14 protein-coding genes are annotated in these 20,648 nt (G+C 65.8%); 10 read left to right on the forward strand and 4 right to left on the reverse strand.

Annotation, left to right across the window (positions count from 1 at the left end; all coding sequences use genetic code 11):
• The first annotated feature begins 39 nt into the window (after positions 1-39).
• Genes ABZW74_RS06365 through ABZW74_RS06385 form a run of 5 tightly spaced genes read left to right on the forward strand, consistent with a single transcriptional unit; the run spans position 40 to position 5,006 of the window.
• The gene (locus ABZW74_RS06365) at positions 40-846 is read left to right on the forward strand and encodes an enoyl-CoA hydratase-related protein (protein WP_355275006.1); all 807 of its coding nucleotides are present in this window, start codon (positions 40-42) and stop codon (positions 844-846) included.
• Positions 843-1,997 (forward strand): acyl-CoA dehydrogenase family protein, encoded by a 1,155-nt coding sequence (locus ABZW74_RS06370; RefSeq protein WP_355275009.1) that lies wholly within the window; start codon positions 843-845, stop codon positions 1,995-1,997. The genes ABZW74_RS06365 and ABZW74_RS06370 overlap by 4 nt, the downstream gene beginning before the upstream one ends.
• Complete coding sequence (locus ABZW74_RS06375) at positions 1,994-3,076, forward strand: acyl-CoA dehydrogenase family protein (protein ID WP_355275012.1); 1,083 nt, start codon at positions 1,994-1,996, stop codon at positions 3,074-3,076. The genes ABZW74_RS06370 and ABZW74_RS06375 overlap by 4 nt, the downstream gene beginning before the upstream one ends.
• On the forward strand, positions 3,073-4,344 hold the full coding sequence (locus tag ABZW74_RS06380) for a CoA transferase (protein WP_240861916.1): 1,272 nt from the start codon (positions 3,073-3,075) through the stop codon (positions 4,342-4,344). Before ABZW74_RS06375 ends, ABZW74_RS06380 begins: the two co-directional genes overlap by 4 nt.
• Entirely contained in the window at positions 4,341-5,006 is a 666-nt protein-coding gene (locus ABZW74_RS06385; RefSeq protein ID WP_355275015.1) for a GntR family transcriptional regulator, read from the forward strand. Before ABZW74_RS06380 ends, ABZW74_RS06385 begins: the two co-directional genes overlap by 4 nt.
• Here ABZW74_RS06385 and ABZW74_RS06390 read toward each other — a convergent pair.
• Positions 4,981-7,986 (reverse strand): hypothetical protein, encoded by a 3,006-nt coding sequence (locus ABZW74_RS06390; RefSeq protein WP_355275017.1) that lies wholly within the window; start codon positions 7,984-7,986, stop codon positions 4,981-4,983. The genes ABZW74_RS06385 and ABZW74_RS06390 overlap by 26 nt on opposite strands.
• Positions 7,987-8,106: 120 nt before the next feature.
• Entirely contained in the window at positions 8,107-11,952 is a 3,846-nt protein-coding gene (locus tag ABZW74_RS06395; protein WP_355275019.1) for a DUF3376 domain-containing protein, read from the reverse strand.
• Positions 11,953-12,232: 280 nt separating this feature from the next.
• On the opposite strand from ABZW74_RS06395, the gene kstD reads away from it, so the two are divergent.
• From kstD to ABZW74_RS06410, 3 genes are read left to right on the forward strand one after another with little or no spacing between them, the layout of a single operon-like run.
• Entirely contained in the window at positions 12,233-13,966 is a 1,734-nt protein-coding gene (gene kstD, locus ABZW74_RS06400; protein WP_355275021.1) for a 3-oxosteroid 1-dehydrogenase, read from the forward strand.
• A 3-nt stretch (positions 13,967-13,969) separates the two neighbouring features.
• A complete protein-coding gene (locus ABZW74_RS06405; RefSeq protein ID WP_355275023.1) occupies positions 13,970-14,833 on the forward strand; it encodes a MaoC/PaaZ C-terminal domain-containing protein in 864 nt (287 codons plus the stop codon).
• Between the two features lie 51 nt (positions 14,834-14,884).
• Positions 14,885-15,316, forward strand: coding sequence for a hypothetical protein (locus ABZW74_RS06410; protein ID WP_355275025.1), 432 nt, complete (start codon positions 14,885-14,887; stop codon positions 15,314-15,316).
• Between the two features lie 15 nt (positions 15,317-15,331).
• Here ABZW74_RS06410 and ABZW74_RS06415 read toward each other — a convergent pair whose 3' ends face one another.
• Positions 15,332-15,472, reverse strand: a complete 141-nt coding sequence (locus ABZW74_RS06415; RefSeq protein ID WP_240861904.1) for a hypothetical protein — start codon at positions 15,470-15,472, stop codon at positions 15,332-15,334.
• 235 nt (positions 15,473-15,707) lie between these two features.
• On the opposite strand from ABZW74_RS06415, the gene ABZW74_RS06420 reads away from it, so the two are divergent.
• Together ABZW74_RS06420 and ABZW74_RS06425 are read left to right on the forward strand one after the other, a co-directional pair.
• On the forward strand, positions 15,708-17,390 hold the full coding sequence (locus ABZW74_RS06420; RefSeq protein WP_355275027.1) for an MFS transporter: 1,683 nt from the start codon (positions 15,708-15,710) through the stop codon (positions 17,388-17,390).
• 21 nt (positions 17,391-17,411) lie between these two features.
• Positions 17,412-18,674, forward strand: coding sequence for an SLC13 family permease (locus ABZW74_RS06425; RefSeq protein WP_355275029.1), 1,263 nt, complete (start codon positions 17,412-17,414; stop codon positions 18,672-18,674).
• Positions 18,675-18,978: 304 nt separating this feature from the next.
• On the opposite strand, the gene ABZW74_RS06430 is transcribed toward ABZW74_RS06425, so the two are convergent.
• Positions 18,979-20,619 (reverse strand): AMP-binding protein, encoded by a 1,641-nt coding sequence (locus ABZW74_RS06430; protein ID WP_355275031.1) that lies wholly within the window; start codon positions 20,617-20,619, stop codon positions 18,979-18,981.
• Between the last annotated feature and the right edge of the window lie 29 nt (positions 20,620-20,648).

Here is a 20,648-nt window from a genome sequence, read left to right on the forward strand (position 1 = left end):
GGATCTCATTTTGTATCCAATCTGCTAGTCTGCATGCTCATGACAACTGAGCAGGACGGCACCGACGCCGCGTCACAACCCCCGGTGATCATCGATGTCACCGATGGCGTCGCGACGCTCACCTTGAACAACCCGCGCCGAAAGAACGCCATCACGCTGGAGATGGCGGCGCTCATCGACGACTTCTGCGACCGCGTCGAGCGAGACATGCGGATCGGCGTGGCGGTCGTCCGTTCGAACGGCGCCTACTTCTGCAGCGGTGCGGATACGCGCGACCTCGCGGCGTCGTCGTCGGATCCGGCCTCACCCGAGGCCGTGTCACGCACCTCGGCGGTCTACCGCACCTTTGTCCGGATCGGCGAGCTGCCGGTACCGACCATCGCGCGCGTCGTCGGCGGTGCAGTCGGGGCGGGCCTGAATTTGGCGTTGGCCGCCGACATCGTGATCGTCACCCCGGATGCTGTGATCGACAGCGGGTTCGCGGCACGAAGCATTCACCCTGGTGGCGGACATCTCTCGCTTCTGGGACGCGCCACAGGCTGGTCGACGACCCTCGCGATGGCGACATGCGGCCAATCGTTCACCGGAACCCAGGCGGTCGACCGCGGCCTCGCCTATGCAGCGGCCCCGGAGAACGAGATCGACGGACTGATCGCCGGCCTGACAACAGCGCCGGCCGCCGATCCCGAACTGACCCGACGGATCAAGCAGAGCGCTCGACTCGAACTCGGACCGCCCGCGGTCAGTTGGGCATCGGCGCTGGAGATCGAGCGCGGCGTGCAGATGTGGTCGATGTCGCGAAAGGGGCAGGGCGCCTGGTCGTCTCGCGGTCCCGCGAAGTCATGACCGCCGCCACGCGGCTTCGCCCCTCAGACGCCGACCTGGCCGCATTGCGCGCCGAGGTTCGCGCATTCCTGCGAACGGAACTGGCGGCGGGGAGGTTTGAACCCGTCTCGGACAGTTGGATGACCGGATTCGACGGCGACTTCAGTGCGCGCGTGGCCGCACAGGGCTGGATCGGCATGACGATGCCGACCGAATACGGCGGCCACGGACGCTCCCCCATCGAACGGTTCGTCGTGACCGAAGAGATGCTCGCCCACGGCGCACCGGTTGCCGCACATTGGATCTCGGACCGTCAGATGGCTCCGGGAATCCTTGCCAACGGGACCGAGGTCCAGAAGGCCCGCTACCTGCCGGCGATCGCGGCGGGTGAGCGATTCTTCGCGATCGGGATGAGTGAGCCGGACGCGGGATCGGACCTCGCGGGTGTGCGGACGCGCGCCGTTCTCGGCGACGACGGGTCATGGACGATCACCGGAACCAAGGTCTGGACCACCGGTGCACATCTGGCCGACGCGATGGTTCTGCTCGCCCGCACCGACGGCGGCCCCGACGACAGGCAACGGGGCCTCTCCCAGTTCGTGGTGGATCTCCCCCACCCCGACATCGAGATTCGACCGTTACGCAGCATCGACGGCGCCGAACATTTCAACGAGGTGATCTTCCACGACGCACGGGTCGGGGCAGATGCGCTGCTGGGCGTCCGCGGACAGGGCTGGGCACAGGTCATGGGAGAGCTGGCCTTTGAGCGGTCCGGACCCGAGCGATACCTGTCGACGATGCCGCTGCTGCGCGCCTGGGCCGATCTTCTCCGCACCACCGGAGCTACACCCGAGCAGCGAAAGACGTTGGGCATGGTCACCGCTCGGGCGTGGGCGCTGCGTCGAATGTCACTGGCTGTCGCGCATGAACTCGATGCGGGTGGCCGCCCCGACGTGCTGGCCGCGATGGTCAAGGACGTGGGGTCCACCTTCGAGGGCGACCTGGTCGAAGCCGTTCGCACGTCGAGCGGCACTGTTGCAGCGCGAGGAGGTCACGACCCGTTTGCACGTCTGCTCGCGGCCAGTGTGCTGCACACACCGGCGTTCACCCTGCGGGGCGGGACCAATGAGATCCTCCGCGGAATCGTGGCTCGGGGAATGGGATTGCGATGACCTATCCCAACAACGAGATCACCGAGGTTGTCGACGCGATCGTCGATCGCGTGGGCATCGACACCACCACGCCCGCCGCGGTGCCCGACCGAGATCTATGGGCGGCGCTGGCGGAGGCCGGCTTCACGGCGATCGGAATCCCCGAGAACGTCGGTGGTTCCGGCGGGAGCATGGCCGACGCCGTCACCCTCGCGGCGGCAGCTTCGGCGCACGGCGCACTGACGCCGGTGATCGAGCACACCGTCCTTGCTGGATGGCTCGCTGCGAGCGCCGGTTTCGATGTGGAGTCGGCCATCGCGACCATTGCCGTGGGCGATAGTCGTTGTGCCCTCAGTGATTCCTCCGAGGCCATGGTGATCGACGGATTGGTCACCGGGGTGGTCCACGCCGACATGGCCGACGTCGTGGTCGTCCTGGTCGAACCGGCTGGGTCGGGATCTCCACAACTCGCAGTAGTCTCGACATCCGCGCAGGGGATCACCGTCGATGAACGAACCGATCTGATCGGAGCGACCGTCGCCGACCTGACGTTCGACTCGACTCCTGTTCTCTTCCAGGCACCGTCACCGATCGGCATTGATGAGCTGCAGACACGTGCAGCACTGGCCTACTCGGCGGTCATGGCAGCCTCCGCGGGCGCGATCCGGGACCGCACGATCCGATACGTCAACGAGCGAACGCAGTTCGGACGGCCCTTGTCGAAATTCCAAGCCGTCCAACATCGTCTCGCCTGGTTGGCCGCTCTCACAGCCCTGTGTGAGATTGCGGCTACCGCGGCCGTCGACGCATCTCAGAGTTCTTCCACCGAAGCGGCCCAAACCGCAATCGCCGCCGCCAAGACCGTGGCGTCGTCGAGCGCACGAGAGATCACGGCTGCGGCGCATCAACTCCACGGCGCCATCGGTTTCACCGCAGAGCATCCGTTGGGCCGGTTCACCACGTCGCTCTGGACATGGCGCGACCGGTATGGGAGCGAACAGGATTGGGCTGCGGTGCTGGCCGCCCAGATCCTCGATGACGGGACCGATGTCTGGGATGTGATTGTCGGAGAACACACGGACGCAGGGGGCAATGCATGAACGCACACGACGACCGCATCGACGGCCGCAAGGCGTGGCGGACCGCGGACAGTACCGAGAACCATGGCGTCCTGAGCGGTGTCCGAGTCCTGGATCTGAGCCGGGTGCTGGCAGGGCCGTACACCACGCAGACGCTCGCCGACCAGGGCGCCGAGGTGATCAAGGTCGAGGCGCCGACTGGTGACGAGACCCGGGGATGGGGTCCGCCGTTCATCGAATCAGGCACGAGCAGCGCCTATTACGCGGGACTCAATCACAGCAAGGAGAACATCAGCCTGGACCTGCGGACAGACCAGGGACGCGGCATCCTCCGTGAACTGCTGGCCGGCGCCGACGTGGTGGTCGAGAACTTCAAGGCGGGAACCATGGCGCGCTGGGGTTTCGACTACGACGATGTGCTCGCGCCGATGAATCCCGGGCTGGTGTATTGCCGCATCACCGGCTTCGGGGTGGACGGACCACTGGGTGGGCTTCCCGGATACGACGCCGTTCTGCAGTCCTTCGGCGGATTGATGAGTATCAACGGGTATCCCGACCGCAAACCGCTGCGCATGGGTGTCCCGATCGTCGACTTGATGGCTGCCAATCACGCGGTTCAGGGGATTCTTCTTGCGATGCTCGAGCGCGGCCGTAGCGGCCGCGGGCAGCTCGTCGATATCACCCTGCTCGATTCGGTGATCTCCATTCTGCATCCGCATTCCGCGAATTGGCTTACCAGCGGCTCGGTTCCGCAACGAACGGGCGATGTTCATCCCACTGTGGTGCCCTATCAGGTCTTCACGGCCCGAGACGGCGACCTGTTCATCAGCGCCGCCAACGATCGCCAGTTCCGGTCACTGGCCTCGGCACTCGGCGCTCCCGAGGTGGGGTCCGATCCGCGTTTTGCCACGAATGCCGATCGGCATGCGCACCGTGACGAGCTCATCGCAACGCTCAGCGAACGCATCGCCACGCATCGTCGCGAGGATCTCGCTGTGCGACTCGAAAAGGCCGGCGTCGCCGCCAGCGCCGTGCACACCGTCGACGAGGCGCTGCAGTCCGAGCAGGTGCGCCATCGTGGACTCTTCCTGGACACCGAGGAGTACCGCGGAATCGGCGTTCCGGTCTCCCTGAGTCGTTCAGCGCACCGGAGTCCGCGTCCCGCGGCGCCGCGCGGCCACGACACCCGAGCCGTGCTGCGGGCGATGGGCTACACCGAGGAGACGGTCGAGGAGTTTGCGGCGTCGGGTGTTCTCGGCGAGCCACTCACCACGGAATCCGCACTGTGACAATCGATTCGGATCGGACCATGGGGAAGGTCTCCGGTCGGGTCGTCGGCGGGATCGAGCACCTCATCGTCACCGGCGAACTGCTTCCCGGCCAGCCGATCCGACAGGAGTTGATGGCACAGCGTTTCGGTGTCAGCCGGCTACCCGTGCGAGAGGCACTGCGACAACTTGCCGCATCGGGACTCGTCTCTCATGAGCCGAATGTCGGCTACACGGTTGCGCGGTTGAACAAGACCGACTTCGACCAGATCTACCTCATGAGATCCCTACTGGAACGCGAAGTGCTACTCAGCCTTCCGAAACCCGATGACATCACCCTTGCCGAGGTCGTTCGTCTGGGCACCGACGTCTCCGACAGCGCTGCACACGACGACATCGTCACGATGCGTCTGCGCAACCAGAATTTTCACTTCGCCATGTTCGGGCAGTCACCACTGACGCTGATTGTTGCCGAGCTCCGTCGACTGTGGACCATGGCGATGCCGTATCACGCTGCTTACCTGCATGATCCGGCAGCGCGGGCCCGAGTGTTGGCCGAGCATGACCAGATCGTCGACGCCTATGCCACCAACGACACGACGAGAATGGTCGAACTGATGAACCTGCATCGTGAGGGTGGCGAAGCGAGTACGGGACTCATGCTGCAGGGCGGCTCCCAATAGACTCTGTGTCGTCTGCGCTTTCGTGCTCGCCGCCGAATTCAGCTGCGTACGCCGCCCGACCAAGCACTCGGCCGAGTTCCACGTACGCGGCGAACTGTGCTTCACCGAACCACTGGTCGGATGTGCTGTCATGCGGGAAGGTCGGGCTTTCTGCGGCATAACGTTTCAGCCATCCCGGACATTCATCGGTGAGCACGGCTTTGGCGAAGATCAGCAAGCCGGTGTCATGGTTCTCCGGAAGACCCGCGGCTGCCGGATACATGATGTCGCCCACGATGATCGGTGACAGGGCAACACGCTTGGCGAGTTGGTCCTCCATTCCATCGATCTCGGTGGGCTTTTCCTCTGATCCCGGAACGATGTCGCGCAGACCGCCCTCACGTAGGACGATTCGCACGCCGAGTTCGTACTCGGCCAGGCGGATGGCCTCGTGCAGGGTGCTCAGCGTCGGAGGTGGATCACCACTGGCATCGACGCAGTAAATGGTTCGACACTTGCGTCGGAGACATTCGACCAAACCCAGGTTCTCGTAGTGTCCACCATCGGTGACCTGCAGAAGACGGGCACCACGATGATTGCAGCCCAGCACTTCTCGATAGAGATAGGACACGCCACGGAACAACGGGAACCGCAGGGGAACACTGCGGTCCCGGCCGCGATGGAACAATCCACCGCCTGCTTCCAGCTCGTCCTGGTCGGCGGCCCGGACCTCTCGGACGAACTCGGGATTGGGTAGCCATGTGCCGAGGCGTGCCCCGGACAGCGCGAGCAGTTTCTGGTACCAGCGGCCCTGCCGCCCCATCGAAGACGCGAAAGCCGCCCCGCTGGTGGCCATCGCGGCTTGCACCGTCAGATCGCGGCGTAGGCGGGGCGAGCAGGTCGACGCAGCGGCCTTGGTCGGGAGGTACCCGAATTCGGGTCCACCGATGTGGTCGGCCGACATCGTGTACGAGTAGGCACTCAGGCCGGGCGCCGGCTTGTCGGTGCCTGTGACCGCTGCGGCGCAGGCGAACACGAAGTGCGGCAGGTCCTCTCCGGTGGTCCCATGAGTCGAGAGGTCGGTGGATTCCTGGTAGTGGTACGGCTCTGCCACATTCGCCCCTCGTCGCACCGCGAAGGCCGCCGCAAGGCGTCGACGATAGAACGGGTGCAAGCTCACCGACGTGACGTCGAGTGCTGCGACGACGAGGATCAGCCCGGCAGCGACTGCCATCGTGGTGACGAACGGCCCGAGTGGGCGATCGCCCACGATCACCTCCAGCCCGCTCGCGGCGACGCCGCCCGCCACCATCAGCCAGGTCACCCCCAGCAAGATCAGGGACAGCGCTGTCGTGATCAGCGAGATGACGCCGCGCGGCACCGCTCTGACCACACCTTGCTTTCCGCCCTTGCCGACCAGACCCTTGGCCCGCTGCCACCACGAATCCTTGTGGCGCCATAGCATCGCCACCAGTGTCGCGACGTACTGAACGAGGAACAGCGCGGTCACGCCACCAACGGCCGATGGAAAGTCAGAGGAACCGGAATCGTTGTCGTGCACGATGTTCCAGCAGGTGTGCATCAACGCGGGAATGGCGAAACAGAGAGTGACCAACAGGATCACCGACCCGGCGCTGAACTGCACCATCCGTAGCCCGGCCTCATTGATCCGGATGGCCGTGGACACCCCATTGCGACTCGTACGCTTCGACTTTGGATCGAAGACCTCGGCGAAGACCGAGATGAGCAGGGCCACCACACCGGCGGCCACGAACACTCCGATGGCCCACATCACCATCGGAACGTGTCCCGCGGTCGTATCGGAACTCATCACGCCCGTTGGGACGATGTCGATCGCCGACAGTGGAATATCGGCGAACAGGAGGGCGATCAGACCACCGGCGATCACGGCAGGGGCGAACAGGCTGACCAACGCCACCACGAGGTTCCGGAAGACCACGCCGAGCGCCACCGCGAGACCGCCCGCGGAGTCGGCGATGAAGCTGGAGTGACGACGGATGTGGTCGAACTCCATCGACCCCTCGGTGAAACGATCGGACAGTTTGGGCGGAGGCGGCGTTGTCACCGGTGACGTTTCGCGATCTGCGGCCGTCGCAAGTGCAGGACGCGGCGCGTTCGGCTTCTCGTGCAGCGCAAGGAGATAGGCACCGGCGGTGTAGCCACCACCGGAGACCGAGACGATGTGATCGAAGGTGTCGAGAACCTTGGGACTGCGTCCCGGGTTCTGCTCGTCCGGACAGAGCTCCCTCCTTGCCAGTGTCTGCATCGCCCCCATCGCCACGCACGCCGAGCGAATTCCGCCGCCGGAAAGGCACAAACCGCGCGGCTCGTCGCCGCTGTTCTCGCCACGCCCGGCGGGTGGTGGCACGTCAAAGCCCTTGGCCCACCTCGTCTCATCGCCGGCGACCTCGATGGTGTCGACGACGTCGAGCATGGCGGGCTCGTTCTCGCCGTCCTTCTTTCGTGGCTTGGCGACCCGGCCGACCGTGATCCACGAGGTCAACAGTCGGAAGAGGACGTGCCCGAATCCGAGTACCACCGGGATCGAGGCGACCAGCATGCAGAACTTGATCGTCGCCGCCACCGACACCGCGAACCGCCAGTGGGGTCCGCCGAGAAGCAGGACGTTCTCGGTGACGTCGGCGACCACTACGACGGCCGCGACACCCATCGACACCAGTGCCATCACGCGGGTCGCATCCGCGAATGCGTACAGGTACACAAAGATCGAACAGACCGCCAACACGATCGCGTAGCCGACGATCACAAACCAGTCGGCAAACACGGCATCATTAACCTGGATCGAGCTGGTCGGATCGTTGAAGGTGTACGCGAGCAGCCCCGGCGGCGATGCCTCGCCCCAGTTGAGGGCGATCAGCACCACACCTGCGCTGATCGCGAGTACCGGTAGCGTGACGATCCACACGATCGGCGCCCTGCGCGCGCGGTCGACCAACGGCGTTGACTTCTCGTCATCCATGACGATCTCCCGACATCGGCGGCGACGTGCGGGGAACGGCACGACGTCCGTCGTCTCAGCCTCGTCCCCGTCGAACCGGGGTGCACGAGTAGACGGCTACGCGAAACCCGCGGCTCGGTGCTACTCGGTGCTCGCGGCCGACGGCGACGGAGTGTCCGGCGCCGAGGCCCCTACCCAGTCCCGCTGCGAGGCGACCTGCGCCAGCTGCCGTTTGGGCGCCCACTGTTGCGTCACTCCGACACCGACCATCCACACCGCGATCGGGAGCAGGTCGAGGATCGGCGTGTGGAAGACGTGTTCGAACCACCACTGCAGCAGCCCTGCGAGGATCGCCAGACCGGCGGCCGCAAGGATGGCGAACCACCAATTGGCCCAGAAGGTGAAGGAGAGGAGCGTGAGCCCGAGCACGGCTGCTGCGGCCACGAAGCCCGCATAGCCAGCCGTGTCGTAGCCGGGGATCCAGTCGACGATGACATGCGCGAAGCGGCTGTCGCATGTGGCCTTCGAGTTGTTCATCATCTGGCGCACGCACTCACCGTTCGCCGCGGCGAAATACGCGAAGATGCCCGTCCCGGCAAAGATGACCCAGGTGGCGCCGATGAGGAACAGACGCCAGCCGCCTCGCTTCGGAGGCACGGTCCGGACCTTGAGCGATTCGGCGTTGAGGTACCACAGTGCGAGTACCACTCCAACCGTGGCCAGGACCATGAACTCCAGTCCGATACCGAGCGTCGTGTCGGCGTCGACCCATTTCGCGAAGTTGTTGATCCACCAGGCAGTTCCGATCGCGATGAGCACCACCGCGAGTGCGGCGGCCGCGATCTGGTGGTTTCTGGCGCGCGGCCACGCCTTGGTCACACGGCTCTGCCAGCGCTCCGGCCGAGTGGTGTCGAACCCGCGTGGCGCGGCGTAGATCGCAGCTCTCACCCGCGACCATCGTTTGTGAACCCGGAATCTGCGCCACAGGAGATACCCGCCGGCCGCCGCCAACAGCGTCACGAAGACTCCCTGGCCCACCGACTTGGTCGCACCAGAACCCAGGAGGGTAGCGGCAAGCATCGCGACCCCGACAGCCGCGACGAGACGCAGGAGGTCTGCGGCCAGGGTGACGACCGGCACCAGCGGCCGCACGGCAAGCAAGGCGATTCGGGTGGACAGGCCCTGGATTCCACCTGCCGAGGACTCCGCGGGCCAGAGCGCGCGCAGCAACAACGGCACTGTTCTGGCGACCACCCCGAACCGGTATCCGATCGGCAGATTGTCGATGGTCTCGCCGCTCACCGTGTCGATGACCCGCAGCACCGTCTCGCTCGGTGGGGCGTCGTCCGCAGAGCAATCACCCTCGGGAGCCTTCTGGATCTCGCTCTGGAGATCACGGATCGCCTGCTCCCGAACTTGCTTGCCCACAGCGGGTTTCATCAGCAATTCGACGACGCCGGCCGCGGCATCCAGCCGCCCCCAGCACCAGTCGTTGCGCCGCCATCCCGCGTCCAGGAAACCACCGAACCGGGCAAGCACCGTGCCGGCCAGTTTGACGTCGGCGCGCTTCAGCTGTTCCGCCTCGTCGATCGCCCGCTTCCGACGCTCGGGCGTGAGCACCGCCGGATCGGTACCGGCGCGCAACCATGTCTCGAGTTGGCTGTCGATGGCGGCATTCACGAGTTTGGGAAACGCGGCCCGCGGTGTGGTGTCACCGGTGATCTCGGTGAACCGCACAGTGGATGCGGTGTTAGGTATACCGGACTGCGCGCACAGACGGGTGATACCGGCGATCGTCAGATCCATCCCGCGGATTGCCGCGAACAACGACTCGTTCCAGGCGGACAAGTCCGGGTCCGCGGCGTCGCCACCATTGTCATTCACGACGGCCCATGCCTGCACATGCGAGAGATAGTCGACCAGTCGCGTCCGCAGACACGCCAGAAGCGAAGACCCTGGCGGCGGCGTTGGCGCGCCCTTCTCGCACACCCCTATTCCCGTCACACCGCTGCCGGGCGCAGCCAGTGCGGCATAGAACTCCTCTTCGGCGACATCAGCCGGTTCCGGCGCAAGGACGCCTGCTACACCGGTTGATATCCACAGTCCGTCCTGCCTCGCGATACCCCTGATCATCCTCGTGCTCATGGGCTCGTCGTCGGGACCTCCGGCGGGAAGGGACACGAGCATCGCGTCCGTGGTGATGCGACGCCCCTCCCGCAGCACGGTCAAACATCGGTAGAGACCGGCCTTCAGATCCCGCAGTGCGGGCGTCGCCTCGGCGGCCGAGAGTTGCTCGTCGCCAAGCCTTTGCAGTTGTTGAACCCACGCAATGAGAATGCGACACGCCTCGCCCAGCCGGACGACATCGCCAAGGCGATAGACCTCTCTGGCCGATCTCACCTCCTCGGGTGACGGCCCCATCGGGATCGATCCGTCGGCCGGATATGAGTCGATGAACCCATAAGCCCTCAAGACCTCCCGACGGATCGGCAGGATCGTGCTGTTCTTGAATCGCGGATAGGGCCTCGAATCAAATGGCCGGGAACACATCTGGGCCACCGGATCCGCAAGCAGTTCACCGATGCGTTCCGTCTCGTTTCCGATCCGGCAGTCGAGATAGCCGGCTTCGCTTCCGAAGTCGACACCGTCAGCGGGCGACCCGAAGCCACCGAGCGCATTCATCCGATCCCGGACCTGCGTCTCGGAGGCGTTGTAGCGCCATATCTGTGCCACCTCGTCTGCGGCACTCTCCTCGCGCTTCTGAAGTTTCTTCGCTCCCAACACAACCGAGAGCCATGAGACCGAACTCGCGGTCTGGGCGTCCGCTCCTCGCGTCCCGCCTACTGGTGCTGCCGGTGACTCGTCCTGGCGTGGCGGTTGCGGATCCAGGTAGATCAGATGCCGCTCAGACGGATCCGACGCCGGAGCACGTTGAATCGCCCGCAGCGCGCGATCGATCGGGATGTTGTCGAAAACTCCACCATCGATGACCTTGAATGTGTCGACGGGGCGACCCAGCCGCTCGTTTGCGTCCGTGCCGTCGGCGCCCTGCCGAGCGAACGGAAACACCGAGACCATGTTGACGACCGCATCCTTCGCGCTGCCCTCGACGAGTTCTCCGCCGTCGGTGCGTACGGGTCCCGTCGCGTCGGCTCCGAGAACGGAATGCACCGCCGCCGGCTCGAAAGCGCCTGGAAACGACGAGGTCGACCGGGCGGCGAGTGCCATGCGCCTCCTCGCAAGGTCGGGAGCGTCGTCGGCGGCGTCCGGAGCTCCGGGGATCGTGCTGAATGCCGACTTGAGTCCGCCTGGCCGTCGCGCGAACGAGAAGTTGGCTCGGTTGCCCAAACGTTGCTCGCCGTCGGTCAGCAGGGTCGCCGCAAGTTCCACGGCGATCTGATCCTGCTGCGGCGCGCGTTCAAGCTTCGCCGCGTCCCCAATCTTGTTCAACGTGTCCGTGGCGAGCGCCAAGAATCGACCATCGCCATCCAGCAGGGACGGCACAGACCCCCAACCCTGGTCGCGAATCAGGTCCCACAGATCACCGTCGTTGGACCACATCCGCCCGACCGTCCGGTCACTGACCACGCCATAGCTCTGCGTGAGCGCGTACAGAATCGCGTTCAACCCGCCCGCGCTGGCGCCGGCCAGGATGTCGAACTCGACGGGACCGAAACCTGCGCTGTCCAGCATCTGGCGGTACAGATGCGCTCGTCGACGACGCTCGTCGCCGGGCGCCGGGCACCTGGGCGACGCGAGTTCCGGCGACCCGTTCGTGCAGCCACATTTCTCCGTCCCCCACGCCGCACGCCGCATCAGGTCCAGCTCGGCGACCGCGCCGCCGATCCACACCGCCATGCTGACGCCACCGCGCATGGCGAGCGCGATGCGCAGGGTCTTGCCTTCCAGGGCCGCGGGCGCGGTGGATGGATCGCCCGATGGAGCGTTCGCGGGTTTCGACAGTTGCTGCGCTGGCGTTTCGGGCACGGGACTCCTCAGGTCGGCATGCGAAAACGACTGGTCAGGCGGGATCGCTACCAGGATCACCGATGTGCAACCCCGGCGCCCGAGTAACGCGCTACTCGATTTCACTCCGTGACCTGCGGAGAGCTGTACCTGGGAGGCGCGCCACGCGCACAGTGCACACGGTCGGACTCCCACGTACAGATTTCCGCGCAGGTACCGCCACCCCTGGCGCCACATTTCTGCAACGTGTTCTAATTTGTAGGTAGAACACGTTGCACCCGCGGCGCACGAAGGGACCCACATGGCCGACGCGACCGAACCAGCAGTCAAGGAGAACGGCGAGGAGTTCGACGTCATCGTCGTCGGCGCCGGAGCGGCCGGTATGAGCGCGGCCATCACCGCGGCCAACAAGGGTCTGCGCACGGTGCTGATCGAGAAGTCGCCGTACTGGGGAGGCTCGACCTCCCGCTCCGGAGGTGGCGTCTGGATCCCCAACAACTCCGTGCTCAAGCGCGACGGCGTCGAGGACACTCCCGACAAGGCTCGCGAGTACGTCCACGCCATCATCGGCGAGCACGCGCCGGCCGACCGCATCGACGCCTACATCGACCGCGGCCCAGAGGCGCTGGACTTCCTGATGGCGCACGCGCCGCTGGACCTCGAGTGGGTCAAGAACTACTCCGACTACTACCCGGAGGCGCCCGGCGGTCGGCTCGGTGGGCGCTCGATCGAACCCCGGCCGTTCGACGCGCGCCGCCTCGGCGACGACCTCAAGACGCTGCACCCGCAGTACACCAAGGCCCCGCTGAACATGGTGGTGCTCCAGTCCGACTATCGCTGGCTCAACATCGGGATGCGGCATCCGAAGGGCATAGGGCGGATGGGCAAGGTGGCGGCACGCTTCTTCTGGTCGCGCAGCCGCGGCAAGAAGAACATCGCCATGGGCGCCGCCCTCGCCGCCGAACTGCTGCTCGGGGTCCGCTCGGCGGGCGTGCCGATCAGGTTCGACACCGGACTCAAAGACCTCGTCACCGAGAACGGTCGGGTCACGGGTGTCATCGCCGAATCCGACGGCGCCGAGGTCACCATTCGCGCCCGACGCGGCGTGATCCTGGCGTGCGGCGGATTCGAGCACAACGCGGAGATGCGCAAGAAGTATCAGCGCGACCCGATCGGCTCGGAGTGGACGACCGGAGCAACCTCCAACACCGGCGACGGCATCAACGCGGGACTCAAGATCGGTGCGGCCGTGTCGCACATGGACGACGCCTGGTGGGGCCCGACCATCCCGCTTCCCCGCGGGCCGTGGTTTGCGCTCTCGGAACGTTCGGTGCCCGGCACGTTCATCGTCGACATGGCCGGCAAGCGGTTCATGAACGAGTCGCTGCCGTATGTCGAAGCGGTACACCAGATGTACGGCGGCGAGTTCGGCCAAGGCGACGGCCCGGGTGAGCATGTGCCAGCCTGGATGGTCTTCGACCAGCGCTGCCGCAACCGCTACCTGTTCGCGGGAATCAATGCACGCCAGCCACTTCCGAAAAAGTGGTTCGAATCGGGTGTCGTCGTCAAGGCCGGCAGCATCGCGGAGCTGGCCGAGAAGATCGGGGTGCCCGCTGATGCACTGAAGGCCACCACCGACCGCTTCAACGGTTTCGCCAAGACCGGCACCGACGAGGACTTCCACCGCGGCGCAAGCGGATACGACCATTACTACGGCGACATCACCAACAAACCGAATCCGAGTCTCGGCGCCGTCGACAAGGCGCCGTTCTACGCCGTGAAGATGGTGCCGGGCGACCTCGGCACCAAGGGTGGCATCGACGCCGACGCGAGCGGGCGGGCCCTGCGGGCCGACGGATCGGTCATCGACGGTCTGTACGCGGCCGGCAACACCAGTGCGCCGGTGATGGGCCACACCTATGCCGGCCCTGGCGCGACGATCGGACCCGCGCTCGTCTTCGGTTATCTCGCCGCACTCGACTGTGCGCGCGAGTCCGAAACAGCCGGTGCCGCAACCCCGTCGACAGGAGCCTGAACCGTGCCCATCGATCCCGGCGTCGCCCTCGGCGCCGAACTCCCCGAGGTCACCTTCTCCTGGACGCCGTCGGACGTCGCGCTCTATCACCTCGCGGTGGGAGCGGCGGCCGACCCCATGGATGTCGCGGGGTTGGCCTACGTCGACGACGCGACGCCGAAGGTGTTGCCCACCTTCGCCACCGTGGCGGCGAGCTTCCATGCGACCGAACCGCCCAAGGTCTCCTTCCCGGGCGTCGACATCGACCTCGCGAAAGTGGTGCACGGCAGTCAACAGATCACCGCGCACCGGCCGCTACCGCCGGGCGGCAAGGCGACCACCCGCACCCGCATCGCCGAACTGCAGGACAAGGGTTCGGCCGCGGTGATCGTGCAGGAATCGGTGACCACCACCGACGACGGTGAGCCGCTGTGGACGGCCCGGTCGTCGATCTTCGCAAAGGGCGAGGGCGGCTTCGGGGGCGAGCGGGGCACGTCGTCGAAGATCGCCTACCCCGACCGTGACCCCGACCACCGACTCACCGTGGCCACCCTGCCCCAGCAGGCTCTGCTCTACCGACTCTGCGGCGATCGCAATCCACTGCACTCCGATCCGGAATTCGCCTCACGCGCCGGCTTTCCGCGTCCGATCCTGCACGGCCTCTGCAGCTACGGAACCGTCTGCCGGGCAGTCACGGACGCCGTGCTCGATGGTGACGTCGCGGCGGTCGGCGAGTTCTCGGCCACCTTCGCGGGGGTCGTCTTCCCCGGCGAGACTCTCAGCGTCATCGTCTGGGAGGCCGACGACCGGCTGCTCGTCACCGCCACCGTCGGCGATCGTGACGACGCACCCGCACTCGGCAATGTGGTGCTCCGCCGCGCGCAGTAACCTCGACGCGGCGGCCACACCGGCCACCACACCGAGTTTCGAGGAGATCTGATGAGCGATTCGCTGACCCCTTTGCTGGAGAACAACCGCGAAGCCGTGGTTGCGGACCTGGTGGGGGTGATCGACGCGGAGGTCGCCGACCAGAAGGGTCTGTCCGGCGCCGCGGTCAAGACGGCATATGCCGCCGCGCAGAAGATCAAGCCGGGCGTCGTCTCCAACGCCACGAATCTGATGCTGCCCGATTTCCTGTCGGCACTGGCACCGTTCTGGGACAGCAAGCCCGACGGCGTCGCGTTCGGCGACCACCTGGTTGCCAACGACGACGCGGCTGCCGAAGCCCTGCTGACGGTCACCGACGACCAGGCGGAGTCGGCGAAGCCCGCACTCGCCAAGGTCTATGGATCGCTACGGGGAAAGGGGAAAGGCCATGTCGTCGCGGCACTCCCACGGGTCGGTGCCGCGATCGAGCGTCACGCGGGTTGATATCCGCGTGAAACGCTATGCCGCCGAGGTGACGATGATGAGCAAGCCGACGACCACCGCGACGAGCGCGGCGAGCATCGACAGCACACGCCAAACGTGCACTCGTGCAGGCGAGTAGTCGGTACGTTGTGAAGGAGCGACCTGGGGAGAGGCCATGACCTGTCACCGCTTTCGGTTGTCCGGACAACGTGGGCCGGTGGTCCACATCACCGGGTTGGTACAGCAGTGATAAATGTGTCACATGTTGCGACGCTGAGCACAGCATGAGACGCGCGTGTCGCGGTAACGAAACCGCAACGCACTCATTACCGCTCCTTGAGGTGCGCCCTTCGATACGCTCGCAGGCTCGCTACTCAGGACCCGCGCAGCGAGCCTCGAAGGGCGGTCACTCATGAAGCAGCGAACCATCGGCGGCATGGACCTGCGCTCTGCGTGGCTCATCCTGATCGCCTGCGCCGCGGTGAGTATGGTCGTCGCGGCCATGGCGGCGCTCAACACCGCGCTTCCCCAGATCGCGATTCACACCGGCGCCGACGCCGGGCAGATGACCTGGATCATCGACGGCTACACACTGGTTCTCGCTGCGCTGCTGCTACCGGCGGGCGCGATCGGCGACAGATTCGGACGACGCGGAGTGCTCATCGTCGGTCTGGTCCTGTTCGCCATCGCGTCGCTGGTGGCCATCTGGGTCTCCGGCCCCAATCAGCTCATCGCGACCCGGTGCTTTGCCGGCGGCGCGGCGGCGCTCATCATGCCGACGACGCTCTCGTTGATCACCTCGGGTGTGCCGCGAGATCGACGTCCCATCGCGATCAGCATCTGGGCCGCGGTCGCCGGTGCCGGCGCGATCGCCGGCTTCCTCGTCACCGGCCTCCTCCTCGAGTTCTTTTCGTGGCGTTCGATTTTCATCGCCTTCGCGATCTCGGCCGCCGCAATGGCGTTGCTGTGCCTCACAATTGGGACGTCGAAGGACCGCGACCCCGGCAAGTTCGACTTCCCTGGCACCATCACCTCGATCCTCGCGGTCACCGGCGTCGTGCTCGGACTACTCGAAGCGCCGCACCGCGGGTGGGATGACCCGCTGGTGTTGATCGCCCTCATCGGCGGTGTCGCCTTCGGCGCGGCGTTCTGCCTGATCGAACTCCGTCGCACCGACAAGCTTCTCGACGTTCGTCTGTTCACCAATCGCGCGTTCGGCGCCGGATCCCTCTCGGTTGCACTGCAGTTCTTCGCCTCCTTCGCGGTGTTCTACCTGTATCTGCAGCGGCTGCAGCTCGTCTACGGCTTCACGGCGTTGCAATCGGCGTTCGCCCTCATGCCGATGGTCGCCGGCACGGTCATCTTCGGTCTGCTCGGCAATTGGCTTGCGGTTCGGTTCCACTCACTTCGGTTCGTGTTGGCCAGTGGGATCTTGCTCGCCGGTGTCGGCCTGATCCTGCTCGGTGCCGTCGACTACGACACCTACTGGCAGTCGATCTGGATGATCTCGATCTGCGCGACCGGGATCGGCATCGCGACCGCACCGTCGACGACGGCCATCATGTCCAACACCCCGCTCGACAATCAGGGCATCGGGTCGGCGGTCAACGACACGGCTCGCGAGTTGGGTGCCGCGATCGGCATCGCACTCGCCGGCAGCATTCTGGCCGCGGGTTACACGTCTCGGATCGAACCGACAGCTGATCTCGCGCGCGAGCAGTTGACCGCGGCCGGTCAGCAGCGGATCGCCGCCGGTGATACGGCCGGCGGTCAGGCCCTCATCGACGCAGCCAACGAGGCGGCCGACCGGATATCGAAGTCGCTCGCCGAAGCCGTCGAGGTGATCGCCCGACTCCCCGCCGACGCTGCTCCCCTGGCGCAGCGGCTTGCGCAGGGCGCCCAGGGCGCCTTTGTGGCGCCGATGAACCAGGCGTGTGTGGTCCTCGGTTCGGTGCTCGTCGTCGGCTCCGCCGTCTTGTTCTGGTTCGCGCCGCGACGCGTGATCGAGGCAAACCCGGTGCCTTCGGACATCGAGACCAGCTCCGACGACGACGATGCCGCACCGTCGACTGCCGACGAACACGCTCTCGAATGACCCCGGCGTACCCTGTGCACGGTGCTGACCACCGATAGCATCGCCGGCTCGGTGGTCGCCATCGCAGTCCTGGTGGTGGTCATCGTCGTGACCGTCAGCGTGCGACGCGTCCCGCCCGCGGTGGTCGCCGTTCCCCTGGCGGGCCTTGTCCTCGTGCTGGGCCTGACGACGATGTCCGCCGCCGCCGACGAACTCACGTTCATGGCACCCACCATCGCGTTTCTCGCGGCGATGTTCGTGGTCGCCGACGTCTGCGCGCGGACAGGTGTGTTCACCTGGGTGGGGCACGTCTTGGCCCGACGCAGCCGGGGGTCGCCGACACGCCTCCTCGGCATCGTGTTCGTGGCGGCCGCCGTCACCACCGCGGTCCTGTCCCTCGACACCACCATCGTGTTGCTCACTCCGGTCGCGGTGCTGACCGCGCGTCGGGTGGGAGCACGAGTCGCACCCGTCGGGTACGCGAGCAATCATCTCGCCAACACCGCGTCGACCTTGTTCCCGGTGTCCAACCTCACCAACCTGCTCGCCTTCTCGGCGACCGGGCTCGGGTTCCTGGAGTTCACCGGACTGATGGCGGCACCGTGGATCGTGGCAATCCTGGTGGAATACCTGATCTTTCGGTGGTTCTTCGCGGGTCAGCTCGACGTGCCGGTCGTGCATCGTCGCGATGACGCGGACGACGTAGCGCCCACCCCGTTGTTCTCGCTGATCTCGTTGGGAGCGCTGCTGGCCGCGTTCGTGGTGGCCGAGCCGGTCGGGCTGCCGCTCTACGCGGTCGCGTGGATCGGTGCAGCGGTGATGCTCGTCGAATCGATGCGTCGTGCACCCGTCGCGGCGTTGCGATCGGCCGCGCGATCGATCAACATCCCGTTCCTCGCCTTCGTCGCCGCACTCGGCATCATCATCCTGCCGGTACGCGAGGGGGCGGTCGGCGATGCGGTCGCCGATCTCATTCCGAGCGGAACCGGACTGCTCACGCTGCTCGGTGTGGCCGTCCTCGCCGCCGTGCTCGCGAATCTGCTCAACAACCTGCCCGCGACTCTCCTTCTGGTGCCGCTGGTCGCCGACCGCCCGGGCGTGGTCCTCGCCGTGCTGCTCGGCGTCAACATCGGCCCGAACCTCGCCTACTTCGGTTCACTGGCAAACCTGTTGTGGCGCGACATCATGCACCGCCACACCGGCTCCCCGACGTCGCGCCAGTACCTGACGCTCGGTCTGTTGACAGTTCCGGCAACACTTCTCACCGCCGTGGTCGCGCTGTGGGTAGGGCTGTCGCTCACCTGATCGAGTAATCATCGGCTGCCCGAGGTGCGACGAGCGCTGTCCTCCCATCCGCTGCCTGAGGTGCGACGAGCGCTGTCCTCCCATACGCTGCCTGAGGTGCGACGAGCGCTGTCCTCCCATACGCTGCCTGAGGTGCGACGAGCGCTAGCGAGGAGCCTCGAAGGCCTGGTGAGACGACAATGTCCTCCCACCAAGGGCTTCGAGGCTCGCAGGCTCGCACCTCAGCCAGCGGAGGGGGATTCGCGGAAGGGGTTTCCCGACGCCTCAGGGAGCGGAAAAGGCGACGGAGAGAGGATTCAACGGATCAGACTGCGGCGGTGGGCTTCTCCGCAGCGGCAGCGGCGTTCTTGGCCCAGCGGTAGTCGGCTTTGCCGGCCGGCGTGCGTTTGACCTCGTCGACAAAGACGATGGTGCGCGGAACCTTGTATCCGGCAAGGGTTTCCCGGCAGTGCTGCTGGATTTCGTCGAGCGACGGCTCGACCGCGCCGTCGGCGACGCGGGCCACCGCAGCCACCCGCTGCCCGTACTTCTCGTCCGGCACCGGAACCACCAAGGCGTCGGCGATCGCCGGGTGCGCGTGCAAGGTCGCCTCGACCTCCTCGGCGTACACCTTCTCGCCGCCGGTGTTGATGCATTGCGATCCGCGTCCGAGGAAGACGATGCTGCCGTCGGCCTCGACGGTCCCCATGTCGCCGAGGATGGAGATCCGACGACCGTCGGGCAGCGTCGGGAACGTCTTGGCGGACTTCTCCTCGTCCTTGTAGTACCCGAGCGGGACGTTGCCGATCCGGGCGATGTACCCGACATCGCCGGAGCCCGGCTCGATCTTGTTGAGCCGATCGTCGACGACCATCATCTTGTCGGTCGGCGGCACCTTCAGGTTGCCGTTGTCGTCCATCATGATCTCGCCGTCGTTACCCGATTCGGAGGCGCCAAAGTTGTCCCGCAGCACCAGATCCGGTTTGACTGCCAGCATGCGGTCACGCACATGCTGTGACCAGATTGCGCCACCGGAGGTGATGGAGAACATCGACGACAGATCGACCTCACCCTTGGTTCGCTCCATCTCTTCGACGAGCGGCATACCCATGGCGTCGCCGACGATCAGCACGATGTTGACCTTCTCCTTCTCCACCTCCCCGACGATGGCCGCGGGATCGAAGTCGCGCTGGATCACCAGCCGGCCACCGAGCGTGAAGAAGGTGAACAACGAGTACGACGCCGCGCCGTGCATCAGCGGCGCCGCCAGCAGGAAGGCGATGGAACCGAAGTCCTTGACCGCGGAACCCAATTCGGCCAGATCCTTGCGGGCCTCGCCGTACGGGTTACCGCCGGAGAGCGGCTTGCGGAAGAAGTCGTCGTGCTGCCACATCACACCCTTCGGGTATCCCGTGGTGCCGCCGGTGTAGAGCAGGTAGAGCTCCTCGCCGGTGCGTGGTTCGAAGTCCCGCTCGGCAGGCTTGGACTCGTAGTCTCCAAAAGACACGATCTGCACGGTTCGTCCGTCCGGCAACGACGCTGCTGCGCTTCGCAATTCGTCGGCGACGTCGCCGATGACGAACACGACGCGCACGGTTGGGACGTCGGGGAGCAATTCCGCGACGCTGCGCTGGTGATCGGGCAGTTCGACGATGATGGCGCGTGAGTCGGAGTTGTCGAAGATGTATTGCAGTTCGGTGTTGGTGTAGCGGTAGTTGATGTTCACCGGGACCGCGCGCACCTTGAGCAGACCGAGCAGACTCGTCACATGCTCGACGCTGTTCTTCAGGAAGAGGGCGACGTTGTCGAAGGCCCCGATCCCCGCGTCGGAGAACAGGTGTGCGACCTGATTGGCGAGGCCGTCGAGCTCGGCGTAGCTGATCTGACGTCCCTGATAGCTGAGCGCAATCCGCTCGGGTACCGAATCGGCAACCGTCTCGAAGACATCGGCGAGGTTGAACTTCATCGTGCGCACTCCTTGTTGACCGTCGGGCT

The organism is Gordonia sp. NPDC003585, assembly GCF_040610755.1.
Taxonomy (GTDB): Bacteria; Actinomycetota; Actinomycetes; order Mycobacteriales; family Mycobacteriaceae; genus Gordonia.